This is a genomic window from Dulcicalothrix desertica PCC 7102 (assembly GCF_003991905.1).
In the GTDB taxonomy this organism is placed as follows: domain Bacteria; phylum Cyanobacteriota; class Cyanobacteriia; order Cyanobacteriales; family Nostocaceae; genus Dulcicalothrix; species Dulcicalothrix desertica.
On record NZ_RSCL01000008.1, the window covers coordinates 1 to 20,816 of the forward strand.

Here is a 20,816-nt window from a genome sequence, read left to right on the forward strand (position 1 = left end):
AGCTGTGTTACCTCATGTAGATGCATTTCCGTATTTATATATCTTTACATAGTTTGGTTTATTGGCGCCGACTTACTTACCGTAACCTTATTAAGTGAGGATTGTGGAGATTAACTATTTAACTTTCAGCCTCACAATCAGGTACACCATCTCTAAACACACGACTTGCTAAAATATCAGCAGCTTCGATAGTCATCAAATCATCTCTTGTTACCTGTCTATCGCGTATATTCAATAAACGATTTGCTTGACGCAAACGCGCTCTATCAATAGCATTGCGTACACTACGTGCGTTGGCAAAATGTGGCATTGCTTTGCGTCTAATTAAATACTCACGAAAAGCTTTCTCAGCATCCCGACTAAAGTGGTAATGCTGCGAAACTAGTATTGACTGGGCAATCACCATCAAGTTATCTACCGAATAATCATTGAATTCGATGTGTAAACCAATACGCGAATTCATTCCAGGATTACTATGGAAGAAATGCTCCATTTGCTGCTTGTAACCAGCGAGAATTACAACTAAATCATCTCGTTGATTTTCCATTACCTGCATCAAAATTTCGATTGCTTCTAAACCGAAGTCACCAGGATTATCTGGACGGAATAAGGTATACGCTTCATCAACGAGTAATACCCCACCCATTGCATTATTTAAAACTTCGCGTGTTTTCGGAGCAGTTTGTCCAATTCCCTGTCCGACTAAATCATCGCGCGTCACCAACATGACATTTTCCTTACGGATATAGCCAAGACGATGCAAAATTTCTGCCATCCGCATTGCGACTGTGGTTTTACCCATACCCGGATTTCCCAAAAATGTCATATGTAAAGTTGGAGCGCCTGCGGTTAAACCTAAACTTTTACGAACGCGGTCAACCAACAACAAAGCTGCCATTTCTTTGATTTTGTTTTTGACAGCTTGCAACCCGACTAACTCTTGGTCAAGTCGGTCTAAGATTTCTTGCACATGGGATTCGCGAAATGTAGCTTCTAAATCAATAGGGGTATCGATTGTATCTTGTATATCGTGTCCTACAGCGCTAACTAAATCTTTTTCCAGAACTTGCTCGCTCATAGTCGCTACCTTCGTTGGTTTTTTCGATGATAACCTGAGTCCGGAAATATAAAAGATTGTAATTCTAATGAGACTGATATATTTTTTTTAATTATCAATATCCTTGGTAAGTCATTGAGAGAACATATTAAACCAACCGAACTGACTATTCTTAGTGGGGAATTCCCTATTCCACACCTAATATCAACAAAACTAATATGGCTATAGCTCTTAACCTGAAAAAATTGCTGTCTATTTTGGCACTAATCATCATTTTTGTTTCGATGGCGCCGGACATTGCTTCAGGATTTCCCAGTCAATTCGATGTCGCAACAGACACAAACCTTACCCCACAGGAAAACCAAGAGTTACAAGCAGTACGTCAGCGCCGTAACCGTGAAATTGCTTCTGTACTAAACGAGTCACAACGGCGCCAACTCGAACATTTCCTTCGTTCTGGTCATGACCTTGAATACGCTATCAACACATTAGACATTGACCACGACCAATGGGACACAATTCAGGCAATTATGCAATTGAGCGCATTAAAGACAAAAGCTATTTTACATCGTCACTCGTTAACCCTATCAAGTTAACCAACCATTTCCATACTTACAAACAAGTCGTAAGCATGTAGCAAAAGTATCCAATTATTTCGTTTCATTACTAATGCTTTATTTTCTGTTCCTGGTTCCCATAAGCTGGTAAATTATACAACAGTGGATACTTTTTGGAAGGAACGGGAGTCTGATGAGTTACTTAGCTCGACAACTTTTACTGATAGTGCTGATATTCGCCACAGTATTTATGGCGCCAGGGATAGCAAATGCACTACCACCACAACTTAACAAAAATGTAGTTGTCACTGATACCACAAAATCAAATTTAATCGAACTCGACCTTACTCCTCGTCAACGTCAAATGATTCAAGCAATAAATCAAGGACATAACCGCGAAATTGCGAAAATATTGAATCAATCAGAGCAAAAAAGCTTAGTAAAGTTGATACGTAGTGGAAGTACTTTAAATCAAGCTGTAGATAAGCTCAACCTAGAAAGCGATAAACGCGACATAATCAAGGCACTTAGCCAAGTATACGATTTGAAAATGAAAACTCTAATATCAGGCTTTTAAAAATTACGGCAGATGATAGGTCACGTGTCAATCAAAAACTTCATGCTTTTTCAGGCGCCCAACGTTTGGGTATATTTGTAAGTAAATAGGAGCAAATACTATATCTTCCTCGGATAAAAAGGGTAGTCTTCAAGAATAATGGAGTTTCATTAGTTTTAAAAACTCCGTTTTGCTGAGTCTTATAGTAAATCCCTCAACTGAAGAAAGTAGTCTTCATTAAACGAGCGTGAATTCTGATTAGCCGTAATTACGCTAAGAATTTACTTAAGCACGCTTTACTTCAATAAAAGGAGAGTTAATATCCAAATCCCAATTTTCGTCTATAAACTCTAAATCTTCATTGTAAATTAAAAGCAGTTCACCGAAAGAATCACCCCTACTTGTTTTTTCATTATAAGTACTAAGAGAAAACCTCATTTGTAAAAAACGTTTATTATTTGCTATCCCAACAGAACTGCTGATTAATCTTGCTTCTAAAGTTCGCGGTAAAATAATTTCTTCGTAATATTCATCTTGATCATCCCAATATCCATTTATCTTATAATCACTTAATTCTAAGTGTTTTTTTACAAGAACACTCGTGTCTATATTGTTTAGTATTTCATTCAAGCTATCCCACACTTGATGATTTCTTAATTTTAAAAACACCATAATTTTTGATTTAATATTTTTTGATATCAATGTTCTGTCATCAAACCTGGAAAATGCAATACACCATCGATTAATTTCGCGTTAAATCGTTTATCACCTCCTTTACCGAGAGTTTTAGACTTTAAATCATAACCTTCTTCTTGAGAAGGTACTAGTCCTACACTAGATCGTGGTGGCACTGCTCCTTTCTCAATTGCTTTTAAATGCTTGTCATTAGGATCATATTTCAATCCTAGCCTTATTTGTTCCTGGCTAAAAGAAACTGATAACTCCTTGGCTGTACTATATGTCACATCAGGCTGAATATCCGCCCATTTTTTGGGTAGAGTTTCCATTTAATTATTGCTTACAATAAAAGTAACAGACACATACTACCCTAAAATTTTCACAGCTAATTAGATTTTTTCTGACTCGCCAAAAATTGCCTCAAGCTCAATAACGAGAGTGTTTGTCCCAATGACAATGGTAAAACTGTGACTCCTTCTATACGTGACTGTACCCAACCGTCACCCCAGTACCATTCGTGGAAACCGTCAATTCCTTGACTTAGTAATAAACGTAAGCTGTCGGAATTAACGACATCGACTTGATGGTGAATCGAAATTGGTCCAAGAACGCGCGTAAACTCTAATCCAGGACGCAACTCTTCTGGCATTGAGTTGGTAAAATTACCGGATGGAAGCCATTTTCCAAGGTTTCCAGGACGCAGTAAACTGTCGCGTATGGCTGAAAAAGGCGCCTCGACTTCGATACGTAGTTGACTTTGTTGAAATTTGCCGAACATTGGTTTTTGTGTATTGCTTGGTTCTTACTCTTATTTTAGTAATTCCTTCTTAGCATTCCGCTAAACAAATTTAAATATTTGTCGATACCACCAACAAAATCCAAAATACTATCTATATTTGGTGGGGTTTGAGAAATTAAACTATCTTGTGCAACCAAACGCTTCCAATCTACTTTTACCTCTCCCTCTCTAAGACTACCGTCTTCTTTATAAAACTTCACCCCTGAAGACTGCATAATTTTGATGATTTCTTGTGCCATAATTCCGTATCCTACTGTTGTTGGGTGAATACCATCCAGTGAAAATAAACCCCCATCAGTACGACCTTTACCTGGTTCTGTACGAAACAAACATGAATTTAAAGGTGGTGAAATTGCTTCTAGTTCAGGTGGTAATTGATACTCTCCTCCTACTTCATCCCACCAATCAGGACGCGCTAGTGGGTCTTCTATATAACGACGTGATGCTAAACGGTCAAGTAGTCCGCAAAGTTCCATTAGATACCAATCTCTACCTTCTAAGCGCGCTTGCCGTACAACTTCTGTAATGGCATCGTTATATTGGTCGATAGCACAATCAATTGCACGTGCTTCGTTTTCTGTAAGATGTGGATGTTTATCGGGGTTGAAATCTTTGTCCTGAATCCAGGGTAATGTGTAGTAAGGAAAATACCGCGACTTGTTACGAGCTTTTCCACCGACTCCGCGCGCAAATGGCACTATTGTAATGTGAGGTACTGTCGCGACAATAACGTGTCTAGCTTTAATTTTTTTTATTTCTGTCACTAATAAATTTAGTTCAGCTTTGAAGTGAGTTGGGCGCCAAACTGTATATTTATCATTGACACTCATATCATTATAACCTTCATCGCTCCACGAAACATTAAACGTTAAAATTGAACCAAGCGCATTATTAGAACCAATCATCACGATTAAAGTTTCAATTCCTTCCTCGGTATTACCTTCAACCCCAAGTACCGTTGCTGCTTGTATGGGTGTTAGCGCTTTACCATTACTATCACGCGCACTATTCAATACAACTATTGCAGAACGTTCGTTATGATATTCAACAACTTGACGCAGAAAGTCATTTTTAGGCTTATTTTGAGCCAAAATATCTAAACAAATATCTGCATTTCGGGATAATGTATTTCGCAAATCCCATCCATATACAGCTAAGTTATGATTTATTTTGCCCTGACTTCTATACACATTACCTTTGCCGCGTTCCCAATACTCTTCAATTGCATCAAGATATTGACGAATTGACAATATTGCTGGTAAACCATTCAACCAGTTAACCTTATCCCCAAATCTTTTCCTTAAATCACGAGACAAATATTCCAAGTTCAACGGTAATCCACCTTCTGGGCCAGAATAAACAGGGTATCTCATATCTGACCACCCCATTTCTTTGGCGATGATTACTGGATATGACTGATTTGTATTAAAAATTGCCCCACTTTGAAACCCATGTGTTAATGAATCTCCAATTGTCACTAATCGATGCTGTGGATTTCCTACTTTAGTTACATTTACAGGTATTCCAAGGGTTGAATCTGTAATTGGTTTACGCGCTTCAAACCGTATCTCAACATCTGGAGGTGTTTTAGGGTCTTTAAATTTGGAATTAGATGCTTTTACCATATTTTTTACTGCTGCAAGTTAATTTTTATTTATTACACAACTTCAATCTTATCAGAAATAATACTGATAAAAATGTTAAAAAAGTACATTGTAATTGTAGTTATTATCTATGTTAACCGTTCAATTTTTATTTTTCATAATAAATGTTTATCATAGTATATTTGAGCATATGTACATAGAATAGAATGTGATATAAAGTACTTATATATAAGATGATTATTGATGTATATTGGGGTCTGGAAACTAAAAAGTATACATTATTTTTTAGCGGAAGTGTAATTAACTACCTATATTCAACTTCAACTGACAGAAACAACATTATCGCTGATTGAGGTATTTTTCATGAAATTCGGAATTGATATCGGTCATAATTGTCCCCCTGACACAGGCGCCCGTGGTATCAAATTTGAGGATAATCTAACTATAGATGTAGGGAATCGGGTAATATCCAAGTTAAGAGCATTAGGACATGAAGTAATCGAATGTAGACCGCAAAAAGCTGGTACAGTCAGAGAATCACTGTCACAAAGATGTGATAGAGCCAATTCCGCAAGAGTTGAAACATTTGTATCGATTCATTTTAATGCCTTTAACCAACAGGCAAACGGAACAGAAGTGTTTGCTGTTGGAGAACAAAGTAGAAAAGTTGCGAAATCAGTATTAGACGAAATAGTAAAGATAGGTTTTTTTAATCGTGGTGTTAAAAATGGCTCGCATTTATTTGTGTTAAGAAACACAAACATGACTCGAATACTGGTAGAAGGCTGTTTTATAGATTCAAAAAAAGATATGGCTTTGTATAATCCGGAAGCGTTAGCCAATGCTATCGTTAAAGGTTTAACTGGGCGACTGCCTTCTGAAAACGTCAATGCCTTACCCGACGAAGAAGACAATATTGATGTATCGGTGTTACGATTACAGCGCGCTTTGAACCGACTCAAAATTACCGACCAAAATGGAAAAGTATTAATCGAAGACGGTACCATCGATGTTCAAACAAAATTTGCACTCGAAAAATTTCAACGCATCGTGGGACTTCAAGTTACTGGTGTTGCAGGTGAAACAAGCTGGAAAACCATCAATCAAATTTTAGCAAAGCGAATTATTCGACTCAACCACGCTGGAGGGCCTGTTATTCGCTACTTGCAGCACCGCATGAATGTTCAGATAGATGGAGTATACGGGCCTGGAACTGAAGAAGCAGTAAAAAGATTCCAAAGGCAAAATGGTTTATTTGCTGATGGAATAATTGGACCTGCTACTTGGCAAAAGCTAATTGGTTAAACTGCCAAATGATTATTAACCATCTTGTGGAACGGGCATCCCTGCCCGTCTCATCTTCAGTATGCCCGTCTCATTTTCAAGGCGGGCAAGGATGCCCACCCCACAAGATTTAAAAATGCATAACAGTAATCGCTATTTATTACAAGCACTTCTCAATTGTTGCGATTACAGACTGGGAAAGCGTATACAAATCGTAACCCCCCTCTAAACCAAACAAAATTTTAGGAGTTATTTGTAAACAGTAATCAGTAAACACTCCGTAGTCTTGTGGTTGAAGGTTAATATTTGCCAGTGGGTCATCAGCGTTAGCATCATACCCAGCACTAACAATGAGTAAATCTGGCTCAAAATTAGATAAAAATGGAACTACCATTTTTTCAAATGCGGGCTTATAAAGGCTAATATCGCTACCAGGCGGAAAAGGTAAATTCAGTACATTGTTGTGAAATCCACGTTCTGTATGCCTGCCAGTACCGGGATAACACGGATATTGATGTAGCGAACAATAAGCTATGTTTGGGTTCGTTTCAACTATTGCTTGAGTACCATTACCATGATGAACATCCCAGTCCAGAATTGCAACACGATTAATACCTGGTTTCTCAAGAGCATAAGCTGCTGCAATAGCGGCGTTAGAAAATACGCAAAATCCCATCCCAGTCTCGCGTTCAGCATGGTGTCCGGGTGGACGTGCCAAAACAAAAGCGGGTTTACCCGTTTCTAAAACAATTTCAACTCCATCTAGCCATGCACTTACAGCTAATAACGCTACATCATAGCTTTGAGATGAGACAGTTGTTTCATAATCAATACAATCGCCACCAGCCGAACAAATTTCTTGAACTTTTTGAATATAACTGGGGTCGTGCGTTTGTTCGATTAATGGTACTAAAGAACGTCCACTTGTCGGTGTTGGCAGGCGCCATTCAATTTGGGAAGCGATATTACATTCCCGCAGTGCAGCAGTGATAGCACTTAAACGTTCGGGTCTTTCTGGATGTCCCCTTCCAGTCTTATGTTCGAGAAACTCGTCAGAGTAAATAACTGGCAGCATAGCACGAGCAATAGTAGCGATTTTGAAATTTTAAAGGAAAACGGAGAGTAATGAGTGCTGAGTGCTGAGTGCTGAGTAAATGTTCCGTTCCTCCGTTCCTCAGCACTCAGCACTTTCAACTTTTAACTCTTATCCTAAGTCTTGGGGACGGTCGTCAAGCATTTCAGGCGCCATTGCTGGGTTACTTACACGCTCTTCGACGGGTAAATCGCGCATTGCATCATCAATTCTTGGAGGATGTTTAATCATATCTAGTAATTCTGGACGTAGCTGTTCTGAACTACTTTCTGTAGATGAATTTTCTTGTTTTTTAGACGCTTTGTCTTCACTCATAATTTTTACCCGGTTCTAGCTTGCTTACATCTTATTTTCTGTAATGCTTATATGCACACTATCTTAGGGCTTATTTTGTTTGTTATTATTTGGAAATATTATTATATTATTGTTATCGTTACTCTAATTTAATTTTTTTTAATACTTCTATTTACTAGTTTAATCGCAATTAATTAATATATATTATAATCGCATAAACTTACATTGAAATTCACATCAAATTTTATAATTATTATTAGTTAAATCTTGAATTAAGTAAGATTAACAAAAGATGTGCATAATCGAAAAAAAATTTGTTATATTATAGGTTGGCTCAATTCTGAAAAAAAGTTTTTAATTTTTAATTTTCTACTCAGTATTTTTTATCTTTGAATGAGGTACTCTAGGGGCATAAAAATACCATTCTATGATAGAATTGTATACAAATATAGCTATTATTCAAGAAAATTTTGGAATAATTTGGCTTTTTTCCGGCTATCAAGGCACTTAACAGCGATTTTTGGAGTTATTTAGGCTATGACATTCTCTCAGGAGAGGATTATCCCAACAGACCTACGGAATGAAATGTCCAGGTCTTACCTGGAGTATGCAATGAGTGTCATCGTGGGTAGGGCGCTGCCAGATGCCAGGGATGGTCTGAAACCTGTGCATCGTCGTATCCTCTACGCTATGCATGAGTTGGGTTTAACGCACGACCGACCTTTTCGTAAATGCGCGCGTGTAGTTGGGGAAGTATTGGGTAAGTATCACCCACACGGCGATACGGCAGTATATGATGCCTTGGTGCGGATGGCGCAGGATTTTTCGATGCGCTCACCTTTAATCGAAGGACATGGTAACTTCGGTTCGGTGGATAATGACCCACCAGCGGCGATGCGATACACCGAATCTCGTTTGCAAGCGCTGACCACTAATGCACTGTTGCAAGATATCGAGTCGGAAACTGTAGATTTTGCAAGTAATTTCGATGGTTCGCAGCAAGAACCAACGGTTTTACCAGCCCGTGTACCACAGTTGTTGCTAAATGGTTCGTCGGGTATTGCCGTCGGAATGGCAACGAATATTCCTCCGCACAATTTGGGAGAATTGATTGATGGGTTAGTGGCAATGATACATAACCCAGAAATTACTAATGCCCAGTTGATGCAGTATATTCACGGCCCCGATTTCCCAACAGGCGCCACTATTCTCGGCACCTCTGGAATTCGAGATGCCTACATGACTGGACGCGGGTCAATAACGATGCGTGGTGTTGCGAATATTGAAACAATCGAACATCGTGGGCGCCCAGATAGGGAAGCAATAATTATCACTGAGCTACCATATCAAACCAACAAAGCAGCTTTAATTGAAAAGATTGCCGAGTTGGTGAACGATAAACGGATTGAGGGAATCGCCGATATTCGCGATGAAAGTGACCGTGACGGAATGCGGATTGTTATTGAACTCAAACGCGATGCTTATCCCCGCGTAGTTCTCAACAACTTGTATAAGCAAACCCCTATACAAGCGAACTTCGGCGCCAATATGTTGGCGTTAGTAAATGGCGAACCGCAAATACTGACAATTGGACAGTTTTTACAAGTATTCCTCGATTTCCGCATCGAAGCAATTACTCGTCGAACCCGGTACGAACTGCGAAAAGCTGAAGAACGCGACCATATTTTACAAGGTTTGCTAATTGCGCTGTCGCATTTAGACCAAATTATTGCCACGATTCGTCACGCTGCCGACGCACCAACAGCCAAAGGTGAATTAATTACAACCTATGGACTTTCGGAAGGACAAGCAGACGCAATCTTGCAAATGCAATTGCGACGGTTAACAGCACTTGAAGCAGATAAAATTCGTAACGAACACGAAGATTTGCAAGTTCAAATCGCTGATTTACAAGATATTCTGGCAAAACGTGAGCGCATACTCGAAATTATTGAGAGTGAAGTTACTTCTTTAAGAGAAAGATTTGCAACACCACGTCGCACATTAATTACTCACGCTGAAGGCGATTTAGGAGATACAGACTTAATCGCTAACGAGAAAGCTATCATCTTGCTAACCAAACAAGGTTATATAAAGCGGATGCCAGTCAATACTTTTGAAGCGCAACATCGAGCAACGCGCGGTAAAGCCGCTGCAAAAGTAAAAGATGATGATACCGTTGAGCATTTTCTCACCTGTTGCGACCATGACAGCGTGTTGTTCTTCAGCGATAGAGGTGTTGTGTATTGTTTGAGAGCGTACCAAATACCTGTTGGTTCACGTACCAGTCGGGGTACTCCCATCGTGCAAATGCTGCCAATTCCTAGAGAAGAAAAAATTACTTCAATCGTACCAGTCGATGAATTTAGCAGCGAAGAATATCTCGTCATGCTTACCAAAGGCGGAAATATCAAGAAAACTGCACTGGAAGCATTTAGTAATATTCGTTCCAACGGTTTGATTGCTATCTCCTTAGAAGAAGGTGACCAATTACGTTGGGTACGTCGTGCGAAAGTAGAAGACAGCATTCTTGTGGGTTCGCGTCATGGAATGGCAATTCACTTCCGATGTACCCACGACCAACTTCGTCCCTTGGGTAGAGCAACTCGCGGTGTTAAATCGATGAAACTCAAAAAAGGTGATGAGCTTGTTGGCATGGATATTTTACCAGCCGCAATTCTCGAAACTTTTGCAGCAGCAAGCGAAGTTGAGGCAGAAGAAATTGAGGCGCCAGATAATGCAGATAATATCGAAGTTGATACCGAAAGTGAGGAAACAACTGAAGTTAGCGAAACCGCTTCGGTTGGGCCTTGGGTACTGGTAATTACAATGGGAGGATATGGCAAGCGTGTTCCTGTTGCTCAATTCCGTCTGCAAAACCGTGCAGGTCAAGGATTAATGGCAACTAAATTTAAGAACCGCAAAACCAAAGACCAACTTGCAACGTTGCACATCGTCAACAACGACGACGAAATCATGATGGTAACAAATCGCGGTATCATCATTCGACAAGCAACAAACGCAATTTCGATTCAATCGCGTTCAGCTACAGGTGTGCGTGTTCAACGTCTCGATGAAGACGATGCTATCACTGGGGTAGCAATTGTCCCACCTGACGCTGAAGGTACTGAAGTTGCTGAAGTTGTTGAAGGTGCTGAAGGTGCTGAAGTTGAGTAGCCAAGTAATTAAACACTAGAAAGGTGAGTAAAAATTTATGAGTAAATCAAATAATTTTTACTCACCACTGATTATTGCCCTATTGAGTGGAGTACTAATGGGGTTAACTGTTGCACCATTTGGTGCTTGGTTTTTAGCTTGGTTTGCCCTAGCTCCACTATGGGTATTAATATTTAACCCAGCGTACAAACCAAAATTATTTAGATTACAACTAGCAGGCGTCTGGGGTTTAGGTTACTATGGCGCCACACTTTCATGGATAACAGGACTTCATCCTTTAACTTGGATGGGAGTTCCTTGGTTATCGAGCATAGCTATTGCGCTTTTTGCCTGGACTTTTGTAACGCTTTGGGGAACACTGCTTGCAATGAGTTGGGCAACTTCTTTTTTTTGGATTAGTCAAAAACTAACAACATCTTCTTTAACTCCAATATTCCGTGTTCTTATTGGTACTACTCTGTGGTGTGTTCTCGAACATATTTGGACTAATGGCCCATTATGGTGGAGTTCACTTTCGTACACCCAAAGTCCCCATAATTTAGTAATTTTACATTTGGGTCAATATAGTGGCGCCAGTGCTGTTACTGCTTCAATCGTTGCTATCAACGGCTTAATAGCTGAAGTTTGGATAAAAACAAGAAAAAATAGCAAATCTAATAAATATTATTTTATACCTTTAAGTTTATTTATCATTCTACATTTAATAGGTTTTAACTTATACAATCAGCCGTTAGTTAAAACACAGGAAGCAGCAATAAAAATAGGAATTGTCCAAGGAAATATACCCAACCGAATTAAATTTGATTATTATGGATTACGTCGTGCCATTGAAGGTTACACAACTGGATATTTAAAACTAGTAGACCAAGGTGTAGATGCAGTCTTAACTCCAGAAGGAGCATTACCATTTTTTTCGCGCGATATACTTGATAGCTCTTTAGTTGCAGCAGTGAAACAAAAAGGAATTGTTGCGTGGATTGGTGGTTTTGCAGAACGTCCAAATTCTAATACCTATGCAAATAGTTTATTTACCTTTACAAAAGACGGTAAAATTTATAGTCACTTTGAAAAGTCTAAGTTAGTACCTTTAGGCGAATATGTACCGTTTGAAGAAATACTTGGTAAATTAATTAGGCGCCTATCACCAGTAACAGCACGACAAGTACCAGGTTCAAGAAATCAAATATTTGATACACCGTTTGGACGTGTAATTGCTGGCATTTGTTACGAATCTGCCTTTCCTGAACAATTTAGGCGCCAAGCATATGCAGGTGGAGAATTTATTATTACAGCATCGAATAACGACCCATATAGTCAAGCAATGCAAATGCAGCATCACGCATTAGACACAATGCGGGCAATAGAAACCGACAGATGGGCAGCGCGCGCAACTAACACAGGTTTATCAGCATTCGTTGATCCCCACGGAAAAACCCTGTGGATATCTGGACACAACACCTACGAAACACACGCAGAAACAATTTATAGGCGCCAAACCCAAACTTTATACACACGCTGGGGTGACTGGTTAACACCCCTACTAACAATCCTAAGCATCCTAGCATTAATTAGCTGTAGGTTGGGTGGAGCGACAGCGCAACCCAACAAAACCTAAATCCAAATCTAAATCTAAATATCTCCTATAGATTGGCAGCTAACTCAACCAATAAAGCTAAAATGAAGAAGTAAAAAATATTACATATAGGAGGATTATTGTATGGAAACAATTGCTCAACGTAAGCTCCTGTCCGCTCTATGCCACGGCGCCATATTTTTCAGTTCTTTATTTATATCAGTAGGTATACCTATCGTTATACTCTTTGTTACAGATGACCCAGTGGTTAAAAAGAACGCTAGGGAATCTTTAAACCTTCATATTAATCTTTATATAGCGGCATTTATTTTTGGATTATTAAGTTTTGTACTGATTGGTATTCCCCTTTTAATACTACTTGGTATTTTTAGTTTGATAGTGCCAATTATTGCTATTGTCAAAGTAATTGAGAACGAGAATATACCATATCGTTATCCGTTTATTTTTCACTTTTTTTAAGATACGTTTTTTTGTGAGTTTCGCTACTCGAAACGTAAAGCGCACCAGGGTACAATCTAGCATTTTAACGATGTGCTGAGATGCTTCGTTCCAGATGCTTCGTTCCAGATGCTACCCTGCGGGAAAACTGCGTTAACGTTCCTCAGCATGACATTTCTAAATTTCTCTTAAAGCTTTAGACAACGGAGTTTTGGCGGATGCATTCTTTGTACCATTCAAAACTGGCTTTGGGAATGCGCTGTTGCGTTGCATAATCTATATATGTAATACCAAAACGGCGCCCATAACCCCAAGCCCATTCAAAGTTATCCATAAAACTCCATAAAAAATACCCTTTTAATGGGTATCCTTCACTCACCGCACGATGTGCTGCTTTGAGATATTGTCGTAAGTACATAATGCGGTCAAGGTCGATAATTTCACCTGCTGCATTTACCTCATCTTGTGCTGCACAGCCATTTTCAGTGATAAATACAGGTAAATTTGGGTGTCCTAGCGTTTCGCTTATATGTCGAACACCCCAATAAATACTCTCAGGTAAAATATTCAACCAAGGCATATACATTCGTGGATAGCCTTGAGGTAGAGCGAGAAACTCATAACCACGATTATTATCTGTAGCGCGTACATATCCACCTGTGTAGATATTCAACCCTATAGCATCAAGTGCTTGATGAATTATTTCTAAATCTCCTGGTTGAATATCAGGCGCCATCTCACCCAGTTCTTCCAACATTGCGGAACTATAGGCGCCTGTAAGTACAGGAAAAATAATCCCACCATTTTGCATAGAGGTGTGTAAAGCTTTTTTAGCAGCTTCGATATTAGCTGGTGACTCGCTAATAGGTACAGTTACACTCATATTATCAACCAGCGCAATTTTACAAGGTACCGGGGTTGCTGCACGGATAGCTTGACATGCCAACCCATGTGCAAGAATTGCATGATGCGAAGTTTGCCATACTTCTTTCTTACTGCTTACACGAGTACCAGGCGCATGAATTGCTTCTTGCTCTACATCGTAACCCATATGAGTAAAGCACGAAATTTCATTTATGGTCATCCAATTAGTGACTTTATCACCCAAACGACTAACCACTGCCGTCACATAATCAGCAAAATCATAAGCCATTTGACGATGGCGCCACGAACCATATTTATCTTCCAAAGCTTGGGGACTATCCCAATGAAACAAAGTAGCATGTGGCGTAATGCCATATTTAAGCAAACAATCAACTAAACGCTTGTAAAAATCAACACCAGCTTCATTAACCTGTCCGCTACCATCAGGAACAACTCGCGGCCACGCAATACTAAACCTGTAATGTTTAATACCCAAAGAAGCCATTAATTTAACATCATCTTCATAACGATGATAATGGTCGCAAGCCACCTTTCCAGTATCACCATTTAGCACCTTACGAGGAGTAGCACTAAAAGTATCCCACACACTAGCTTGGCGCCCATCCTCCTCAGTTGCACCCTCAATTTGATAAGAAGCAGTAGCCACACCCCAACAAAAATCATTTGGAAATTGGTAAAAACTCATAAATAATAAAATAATAACTCTCTCTTCCCTCTTCCTTTGCGTAATGCAGCGTACTTTGCGGTTCAATTTTCTTAAATCATTATGCCAACAACCAACCAAACAATAACATATCAAGGTGGATGCCATTGCGGCGCCGTCCGCTTCCAAGTCACAGTAGAAAACCACAAACTAGACGACTGTAACTGTTCAATTTGCAGTAAGAAAGGCTTTCTACATCTAATTGTTACAAAAGATAAATTTACATTACTACAAGGAGAAGAAAAATTACAAACATATACATTTAATACACAAACAGCAAAGCATAAATTTTGTAGTAACTGCGGTATCCACTCATTTTACATACCTCGCAGCCACCCAGACTGTATAGACGTAAACGCGCGGTGTTTAGACGGAGACGTGATAAACAACTTTGAAATAGTGCCGTTCGATGGAAAAAACTGGGAAGCAAATATTCACAAATTGAAAGAATCATAAAAATCTAAGAACGCAATACCAAACTTACTACAATTGCTGCATGGTCTGAATTTCCATTTTGACTAATGCGGGTATTCACCACCCCAAAGTCTTTACTCACTAAACAATGGTCAATAGGAATGTTTACCAATGGTATTAACCAGCTAGGTATTTTGACATGTGTAGCTGGACGAGGCCAGCTTGGTAAAATACCAAAACCCAAGCGTGTATTATGTAAATTTGTTTTTTTAATAAATTTTCGATAATATGGCGACCAAGGACTTACATTAAAGTCACCTGCTATGATTACAGGGTTTTGCTGTTGATTTATATATTTTTCTAAAGCGGCTAGTTGACGGTTACGACGATGAAAAGTCTTGGGTTTAACTGGTACCATTGGATGTGTGCCAATAAAATGAACAGTTTTTCCATTTACATTAAAGTTTGTTACTAAATGATGACCTACTTCATCTAAATTAACACCGTGCGAGCCTTCAAGTGGTATACGGCTAAAAACAGCTAGTCCACCACCAGGACTACGGAACGAGTAAGGAAAAATATCTTTTAAACCTATTTTTAAGTTATTAAACCAAGTATCGTGAACTTCTATAAATAAAGCAACATCAGGTTTATCTTTGCGAACTACATCGATAGCAGTAGTATATTCTTGATTTTCGACGTTGACGTTAAAACTTTCTATTTTAATTTGAGGAGATTCGTTGTTACTCACTTTTTGTGAGTTAGGTAGATACCAAGGTAGTATTTCAGCTAAATTTAAACTAACTATTGCTACGGCAATAAAAATAATAGCTTTGTTTTTTATAATACGTTTTTGCTGTAAAATTAATAAAATTCCAGTAATAATTAACGCTGCAACAAAATATTGAACGCGAAAGTGTGTTAATAGTTCTAGAGGATAAGACCAAGCAAAATAGTTTAAAAGTGATAATAATCCCAAAATACATAGTGTAACTAATATTATAATTTTAAGCATATAATTTATCAATTTTGTGGAACACTCTTGTGGAACAGGCATCCCTGCCTGTTACATATATAAAAATTTATACTACTTTACTTTTAACAAACTTCAAATTGAGATAATTAGATTACGGAAAAAATAAAAATCCCGGCTTCTTGAAGAAGTCAGGATTTTAAGTATGTTGTGTTATGAGACGGGCAGGGATGCCCGTTCCACAAGACTGTTGTACAAGACTGTTGTACAAGATTGTTGTACAAGATTGTTGTACTTAAGCAGTAGGTTCTAGTAATTGGATGTTGGAGAAGATAAACTCTTGAACTGAGGGTTTGCCGTCAACTTCGGTTGTAATTTCACGACGGTTGAGAACAAAGTATTTGCCTACTTTCTCATACTCGTCAACGAAAAAGCTCTTGCCACCTTTTTGTTCGCCTGTTTGAGGGTCATGGTATATCGAGTCGTAGGTGTGGGAAAGATATCCTTCACCTGTATCATGGCTGCTGAAGGTGTTGATGGTGACAACTACGTTATGAATGTGACGGTGAACTAAGCTAACTTCGTTGTTACGAACTTTGTATTTGTCACCTGTTGCTTTGCCACCCATTAAAAGTTCTACTGCACCATCTTCATCTGTGGCGCCATAAGTAAAGGTATTTTCGCCGTGGGTTTGTTCAAAAGTGCGACGGACGCGGTGAACGGCAATTTCCCATGCTTGACCGTGAATAGCTTTTTGTGCCTCTTCGTCTTCGACACCCAACACTTCTGCCTTCATATTCGAGCCAATGGTAACTTTACCTGTATACTCTTTACCGTCGTACTTATAAGTAATATCAGCTGTATAACCAGGAAAATCTTTGTCCCAGGTGTAACGGTTTTCGTAGGCAGCGCGGAAAAGCTCTCTGGCTGATACTTGTGTGGCTGTCATGTACTTCTCCTATAAACTGTTATGTATGCTTGTTTTTAGTTGCTTCTGTTATTTATTAGGATAGAAGTAATCGAGTCAGTCCGCCTAGACCCCAACTGGGTACACTTATGCCAAATTCCCTCCACACCGTATTTGATGCAATAGCTTTTGCCCAAACCGAACAACAACTCCAACTTGCTGTCATGGAAACGGTCGGCGAACATTTTGATGTACAACGCTGGGGTATTTATCTTTTAGATGAGCAACCCGAAGTAAAAGTAAATTCTCAAGGTTTTCCCGACATCCCTGAAGTTTGCTTGCGGGGAAATCCTGTTGGTAAATATGTTGTCGAACGTCACGCACCAGCACATGAACAATTAATACTACCTGCTGGTGACTGGAAACAATTTTGTTCGCGCGATGACCATGCCCATGTTATGAGTGGTCCAATTGTTGCTGACGGGCGCCTTGTGGGAACATTAAATTTAGCGCGCGCCAAAGGAAACCCCGCTTTTACAGCCAATGATTTAGCTGATTTAAGCGCATTATGCCTACATTTATCAGCAAAACTAGCTAGCTTGCGAGCAACTAAACCATCTTCTAATATTACTGCTTCGAGTCTCTTAACTCCACGTGAATTAGAAATTGCCGAACTAGTAGCACGCGGTTTGACTAATGCTGAAATTGGAGAAAAACTTTGGATTACACAAAACTCTGTTAAACAAGCATTAAAGCGAATGTTCCGTAAACTTGAAGTCAGTGCGCGTGCGGAAATGGTCGCTAGGTTACAAGAAATTTTACCGTCAAAAGCTAGCTAATAACTAGTTTATTTTTTATAACACAAGGTGATTTCGATATAACTTATACAATTTTTATGTTAATAATATAACTTGAAGAGTTAGGTATAAGTAAGGCGCCATTATTTTTTAAATATTTAAGTATTAATAGCTACTTACCCTATTGATTTAAATTAGGGTTTTTGCTAAATGTCAAGTAGCAGTATATAGCTGAAATCATACAGTTAGTAGCTGGATGATTTACTTTGCCTGGGTGAAGTTCTACTTGGATTTATAGTTATGTTTTTACTACCAGAGTCGGCTAAACCTATCAAAATTTTTTTCGCTTATTCTCCTTCTTATCAAGATGAGCAATTAAGAATTGTGTTAGAAAAACACTTGATGAGATTGGAAGAATTGGATGTTGTGATGGTTTGGTATCAGCATCACAGTGAAAACACATATGAAGATTATGAGAATTCTTACCATTTGCAAACTGCTGATGTAATCGTATTACTAATTAGTTCGGATTTTTTAGGTTTGATTCAAAATCGAATTGACTGGAATAGTGAAATCGCCAAATTACAAGAAAAGCATTTTCTTGGTGAGGTTGTTGCTATACCTATACTTTTATATCAAGTTCAGGGATGGCAGAAGCTATTGGGTAATATTGCTCCTCTACCAAAAAATGGTATGCCTGTCAAGAGTTGGCAAAATCCTGATGCTGCTTTAGCTGATATATCTCAAGGTATCGAAGCAACTGTAGTAGAAATAAAAAAATATCAGCAGCGTTTACAAGAATATAGATATAGTTACGGCGCCGCAATCGTTCAAGAATATCCACTGCGAGCGAAAGCTTTAAATAATTTAAACGATATAAAGAATTACTTGGGTATAAAAAATCAAGATGCCGACTTAGTACAGCAGGAAGTAACTGCCCAAGCTCAACGTGAATACAAGCAAAAATTAATACAGTATAAAAAAGAATTAGATTATTTTAAACGCAGTAAAAAAGGTATTACAGAACAAGACCGTCAAAAGTTACAGTCTCTTCAAAAATTTTTATGTTTACAGCCAGATGATATTGCTTTGTTTGAACAAAAAACTCTCACAGCTAAAACTTCAAAGATTTTAGCTGCATTGACAAGAAACTCTAAGTATGTAAATCAAACTGCTTTAATCTGGATTTTAGTTTTTACGGCTGCAACAGTAGTGATTTTTATTAGAGCATCTAACGCTAAGTCATATGAAAGATTATTAACACAGGCACAAACTAAGTTTGAACAAGGCGCCTATCAAGACTCAGTTAAAATTTATACTAGTGCTATTAAGTTAGACCCGCAAAATATTGATGCCTATATTGAACGTGGCAACGCTCACTCTTACCTCAAAAATTACCAAGCTGCTATTGCCGATTATACAAAAGCAATTGGTATTTCTTCCAAGTCGGCTGTTGCTCATATAAATCGCGCAGTCGTAAATTGTACTTTAGGCAATAAGCAAAATGCTATCCAAGATTATCAACGCGCGGTAGACATATACACACAGCTTGGCAAAAAAAATGAAAGCAACCAAGCCGTTGAGAGGTTAAATAATCTTCAGACATGTTTACCAAAATAAACACTGTTAACGCATGTACATATAGTTATATAAATCACATTAAGTATATCTTAAGGTAGATAAAAATCTGGCTTTTTTGTATACAGGGCTACTAAAAACGATTATTTAGCAAGAAAATAAAAATAATATTACCAAAAAAAGGAAATATTGTGATGTACATCACTTGGAAACAGTGATTTGATTTTGATAAATTGACCACGTTGGAGTTTTAAATCTTGCCTTAGTTCCCTATTATCAAAAAAACCGAACAGATGAATAATACTAAGCTGTGGTCAGTTGTTGCTTTATCAACTACTGTTTTAGGAATACCCTCGGTTGCTAGTGCTACAACGGCTAAAAAAACCTCTCCCCAATTGCCACCGTCGGGTGATACAACAACAGGAGAATCATCTGCAACCGCAAAACCAGGTACACCTACTACAGTTACTCAAGTCCACGCACACCAAATCGCAGGTCGTCAAGCAGCAACCTTATACGTTCGCAGTATTCCTGTATTAACTTTTGTTGGTGAAGAAACAAATCCCGTTGAAAGAGCAAATACAATTGCAGCCAAAATTAATCAATTAGTCGCTTCTAATGTTGACGCAAATCAAATTACAGCTAGTTGGACAAAAGACGGACAAAGCATCAAAGTCAACGGTGAAGAACTAATAAAAATTGATGCTAGCACAATATTACCAGACACAACTAATAATTTAGCCCAAGACACATTACAAGCTACTAATCGTTTACGAAGACTTCTTGGTGGCGCCCAACCTTTAAATCAACCAACCATTGCGCGACAAGAAAAGACCCAACCACAGCAACCCACAGCTAAAAAGCCACAAGCAACTAAGCAACAACCTATAGCTAAAAAGCCACAAGTAACTAAGCAACAGCCCGTAGCTAAAAAGCCACAGCAAACTACAAATGCTAGAGTCACAGCAACAAAGAGTGGTACAGCTTCTTATTACGGCTATGGAGATTCAACTCGTACCGCAAATGGCGAAAGATTCAATCCTCAGGACTTAACAGCAGCACATCGCACTCTACCTTTTGGTACCCGCGTTCGTGTTACTAATAATTGGAATGGTCGTTCTGTAATAGTAAGAATAAATGACCGTGGTCCATTCATCCGTGGTCGCATCATTGACGTTTCACTCGGCGCCGCAAAACAACTGGGTATGATTAGCAGCGGTATCGCATCAGTAAAAGTAGAAGTTCTAGATTAATAAAACATTTTCAAAATTAAATCATCAATCTTGTGGAACAGGCATCCTTGCCTGTTTATTTTTTTATTAAACAAAATCTCAGCCTTTTTATATAGCTACAGTTCAAAACAACTACTCCTGGTGGCTGATGGCGCCCGAATTTTAAAGTTTGAATATATAAATAGCGACACAAACA

Annotated in this window: 20 protein-coding genes; 10 read left to right on the plus strand and 10 right to left on the minus strand. The window is 38.7% G+C overall.

The features are described 5' to 3' along the window. Positions 1–118: 118 nt before the first annotated feature. The gene (locus DSM106972_RS17615) at positions 119–1,078 is read right to left on the minus strand and encodes an AAA family ATPase (RefSeq protein ID WP_127081934.1); all 960 of its coding nucleotides are present in this window, start codon (positions 1,076–1,078) and stop codon (positions 119–121) included. A gap of 197 nt (positions 1,079–1,275) precedes the next feature. Here DSM106972_RS17615 and DSM106972_RS17620 point away from each other — a divergent pair, with 197 nt between their 5' ends. Further along, positions 1,276–1,653: a hypothetical protein gene (locus DSM106972_RS17620; RefSeq protein WP_127081935.1), complete on the plus strand. Its 378-nt coding sequence runs from the start codon at positions 1,276–1,278 to the stop codon at positions 1,651–1,653. A 154-nt stretch (positions 1,654–1,807) separates the two neighbouring features. Next, positions 1,808–2,191, plus strand: a complete 384-nt coding sequence (locus tag DSM106972_RS17625) for a helix-turn-helix domain-containing protein (protein ID WP_127081936.1) — start codon at positions 1,808–1,810, stop codon at positions 2,189–2,191. A gap of 264 nt (positions 2,192–2,455) precedes the next feature. Here the strand turns inward: DSM106972_RS17625 and DSM106972_RS17630 are convergent, their stop codons facing one another. From DSM106972_RS17630 to DSM106972_RS17645, 4 genes are read right to left on the minus strand one after another with little or no spacing between them, the layout of a single operon-like run. Next, complete coding sequence (locus DSM106972_RS17630) at positions 2,456–2,842, minus strand: hypothetical protein (RefSeq protein ID WP_127081937.1); 387 nt, start codon at positions 2,840–2,842, stop codon at positions 2,456–2,458. Between the two features lie 26 nt (positions 2,843–2,868). Continuing rightward, the gene (locus DSM106972_RS17635) at positions 2,869–3,177 is read right to left on the minus strand and encodes a hypothetical protein (RefSeq protein WP_127081938.1); all 309 of its coding nucleotides are present in this window, start codon (positions 3,175–3,177) and stop codon (positions 2,869–2,871) included. A gap of 56 nt (positions 3,178–3,233) precedes the next feature. Continuing rightward, positions 3,234–3,626 (minus strand): hypothetical protein, encoded by a 393-nt coding sequence (locus tag DSM106972_RS17640; protein ID WP_127081939.1) that lies wholly within the window; start codon positions 3,624–3,626, stop codon positions 3,234–3,236. 35 nt (positions 3,627–3,661) lie between these two features. Beyond that, on the minus strand, positions 3,662–5,272 hold the full coding sequence (locus DSM106972_RS17645) for a hypothetical protein (protein WP_127081940.1): 1,611 nt from the start codon (positions 5,270–5,272) through the stop codon (positions 3,662–3,664). 342 nt (positions 5,273–5,614) lie between these two features. Between DSM106972_RS17645 and DSM106972_RS17650 the strand changes: the two genes are divergently transcribed. Next, positions 5,615–6,556, plus strand: a complete 942-nt coding sequence (locus tag DSM106972_RS17650) for an N-acetylmuramoyl-L-alanine amidase (protein WP_127081941.1) — start codon at positions 5,615–5,617, stop codon at positions 6,554–6,556. Between the two features lie 139 nt (positions 6,557–6,695). Here the strand turns inward: DSM106972_RS17650 and DSM106972_RS17655 are convergent, their stop codons facing one another. Further along, positions 6,696–7,610 (minus strand): histone deacetylase family protein, encoded by a 915-nt coding sequence (locus DSM106972_RS17655; RefSeq protein ID WP_127081942.1) that lies wholly within the window; start codon positions 7,608–7,610, stop codon positions 6,696–6,698. Positions 7,611–7,739: 129 nt separating this feature from the next. After that, complete coding sequence (locus tag DSM106972_RS17660) at positions 7,740–7,943, minus strand: hypothetical protein (protein WP_127081943.1); 204 nt, start codon at positions 7,941–7,943, stop codon at positions 7,740–7,742. 516 nt (positions 7,944–8,459) lie between these two features. On the opposite strand from DSM106972_RS17660, the gene gyrA reads away from it, so the two are divergent. From gyrA to DSM106972_RS17675, 3 genes are all read left to right on the plus strand, one after another. Beyond that, entirely contained in the window at positions 8,460–11,099 is a 2,640-nt protein-coding gene (gene gyrA / locus DSM106972_RS17665; RefSeq protein WP_127081944.1) for a DNA topoisomerase (ATP-hydrolyzing) subunit A, read from the plus strand. 37 nt (positions 11,100–11,136) lie between these two features. Beyond that, on the plus strand, positions 11,137–12,714 hold the full coding sequence (gene lnt / locus DSM106972_RS17670; protein WP_127081945.1) for an apolipoprotein N-acyltransferase: 1,578 nt from the start codon (positions 11,137–11,139) through the stop codon (positions 12,712–12,714). Between the two features lie 102 nt (positions 12,715–12,816). Next, entirely contained in the window at positions 12,817–13,152 is a 336-nt protein-coding gene (locus DSM106972_RS17675) for a DUF4870 domain-containing protein (protein ID WP_127081946.1), read from the plus strand. 175 nt (positions 13,153–13,327) lie between these two features. Here DSM106972_RS17675 and DSM106972_RS17680 read toward each other — a convergent pair whose 3' ends face one another. Beyond that, entirely contained in the window at positions 13,328–14,701 is a 1,374-nt protein-coding gene (locus tag DSM106972_RS17680) for a GH1 family beta-glucosidase (protein WP_127081947.1), read from the minus strand. A gap of 81 nt (positions 14,702–14,782) precedes the next feature. Between DSM106972_RS17680 and DSM106972_RS17685 the strand changes: the two genes are divergently transcribed. Beyond that, on the plus strand, positions 14,783–15,175 hold the full coding sequence (locus tag DSM106972_RS17685) for a GFA family protein (RefSeq protein ID WP_127081948.1): 393 nt from the start codon (positions 14,783–14,785) through the stop codon (positions 15,173–15,175). A gap of 4 nt (positions 15,176–15,179) precedes the next feature. Here DSM106972_RS17685 and DSM106972_RS17690 read toward each other — a convergent pair whose 3' ends face one another. Further along, the gene (locus tag DSM106972_RS17690; protein ID WP_233787117.1) at positions 15,180–16,148 is read right to left on the minus strand and encodes an endonuclease/exonuclease/phosphatase family protein; all 969 of its coding nucleotides are present in this window, start codon (positions 16,146–16,148) and stop codon (positions 15,180–15,182) included. Between the two features lie 253 nt (positions 16,149–16,401). Further along, positions 16,402–17,055, minus strand: coding sequence for a DUF3386 domain-containing protein (locus DSM106972_RS17695; protein ID WP_127081949.1), 654 nt, complete (start codon positions 17,053–17,055; stop codon positions 16,402–16,404). A 107-nt stretch (positions 17,056–17,162) separates the two neighbouring features. Between DSM106972_RS17695 and DSM106972_RS17700 the strand changes: the two genes are divergently transcribed. The 3 genes from DSM106972_RS17700 (at position 17,163) to DSM106972_RS17710 (ending at position 20,641) form a co-directional block, all read left to right on the plus strand. Continuing rightward, entirely contained in the window at positions 17,163–17,852 is a 690-nt protein-coding gene (locus tag DSM106972_RS17700; protein WP_127081950.1) for a LuxR C-terminal-related transcriptional regulator, read from the plus strand. A gap of 258 nt (positions 17,853–18,110) precedes the next feature. Beyond that, positions 18,111–19,430, plus strand: a complete 1,320-nt coding sequence (locus DSM106972_RS17705) for a tetratricopeptide repeat protein (RefSeq protein ID WP_127081951.1) — start codon at positions 18,111–18,113, stop codon at positions 19,428–19,430. Between the two features lie 251 nt (positions 19,431–19,681). Then, a complete protein-coding gene (locus DSM106972_RS17710) occupies positions 19,682–20,641 on the plus strand; it encodes a septal ring lytic transglycosylase RlpA family protein (RefSeq protein WP_127081952.1) in 960 nt (319 codons plus the stop codon). Positions 20,642–20,816 lie beyond the last annotated feature (175 nt).

Bases quoted from the DNA above. Each gene is read 5' to 3' on its own strand.
- DSM106972_RS17690 (WP_233787117.1), bottom strand. From the start codon at position 16,148: ATGCTTAAAATTATAATATTAGTTACACTATGTATTTTGGGATTATTA.
- DSM106972_RS17700 (WP_127081950.1), top strand. From the start codon at position 17,163: ATGCCAAATTCCCTCCACACCGTATTTGATGCAATAGCTTTTGCCCAA.
- DSM106972_RS17625 (WP_127081936.1), top strand. From the start codon at position 1,808: ATGAGTTACTTAGCTCGACAACTTTTACTGATAGTGCTGATATTCGCC.
- DSM106972_RS17695 (WP_127081949.1), bottom strand. From the start codon at position 17,055: ATGACAGCCACACAAGTATCAGCCAGAGAGCTTTTCCGCGCTGCCTAC.
- DSM106972_RS17675 (WP_127081946.1), top strand. From the start codon at position 12,817: ATGGAAACAATTGCTCAACGTAAGCTCCTGTCCGCTCTATGCCACGGC.
- DSM106972_RS17640 (WP_127081939.1), bottom strand. From the start codon at position 3,626: ATGTTCGGCAAATTTCAACAAAGTCAACTACGTATCGAAGTCGAGGCG.
- DSM106972_RS17620 (WP_127081935.1), top strand. From the start codon at position 1,276: ATGGCTATAGCTCTTAACCTGAAAAAATTGCTGTCTATTTTGGCACTA.
- DSM106972_RS17710 (WP_127081952.1), top strand. From the start codon at position 19,682: ATGAATAATACTAAGCTGTGGTCAGTTGTTGCTTTATCAACTACTGTT.
- DSM106972_RS17630 (WP_127081937.1), bottom strand. From the start codon at position 2,842: ATGGTGTTTTTAAAATTAAGAAATCATCAAGTGTGGGATAGCTTGAAT.
- DSM106972_RS17650 (WP_127081941.1), top strand. From the start codon at position 5,615: ATGAAATTCGGAATTGATATCGGTCATAATTGTCCCCCTGACACAGGC.
- lnt (WP_127081945.1), top strand. From the start codon at position 11,137: ATGAGTAAATCAAATAATTTTTACTCACCACTGATTATTGCCCTATTG.
- DSM106972_RS17660 (WP_127081943.1), bottom strand. From the start codon at position 7,943: ATGAGTGAAGACAAAGCGTCTAAAAAACAAGAAAATTCATCTACAGAA.
- DSM106972_RS17655 (WP_127081942.1), bottom strand. From the start codon at position 7,610: ATGCTGCCAGTTATTTACTCTGACGAGTTTCTCGAACATAAGACTGGA.
- DSM106972_RS17685 (WP_127081948.1), top strand. From the start codon at position 14,783: ATGCCAACAACCAACCAAACAATAACATATCAAGGTGGATGCCATTGC.
- gyrA (WP_127081944.1), top strand. From the start codon at position 8,460: ATGACATTCTCTCAGGAGAGGATTATCCCAACAGACCTACGGAATGAA.
- DSM106972_RS17635 (WP_127081938.1), bottom strand. From the start codon at position 3,177: ATGGAAACTCTACCCAAAAAATGGGCGGATATTCAGCCTGATGTGACA.
- DSM106972_RS17615 (WP_127081934.1), bottom strand. From the start codon at position 1,078: ATGAGCGAGCAAGTTCTGGAAAAAGATTTAGTTAGCGCTGTAGGACAC.
- DSM106972_RS17705 (WP_127081951.1), top strand. From the start codon at position 18,111: ATGTTTTTACTACCAGAGTCGGCTAAACCTATCAAAATTTTTTTCGCT.
- DSM106972_RS17645 (WP_127081940.1), bottom strand. From the start codon at position 5,272: ATGGTAAAAGCATCTAATTCCAAATTTAAAGACCCTAAAACACCTCCA.
- DSM106972_RS17680 (WP_127081947.1), bottom strand. From the start codon at position 14,701: ATGAGTTTTTACCAATTTCCAAATGATTTTTGTTGGGGTGTGGCTACT.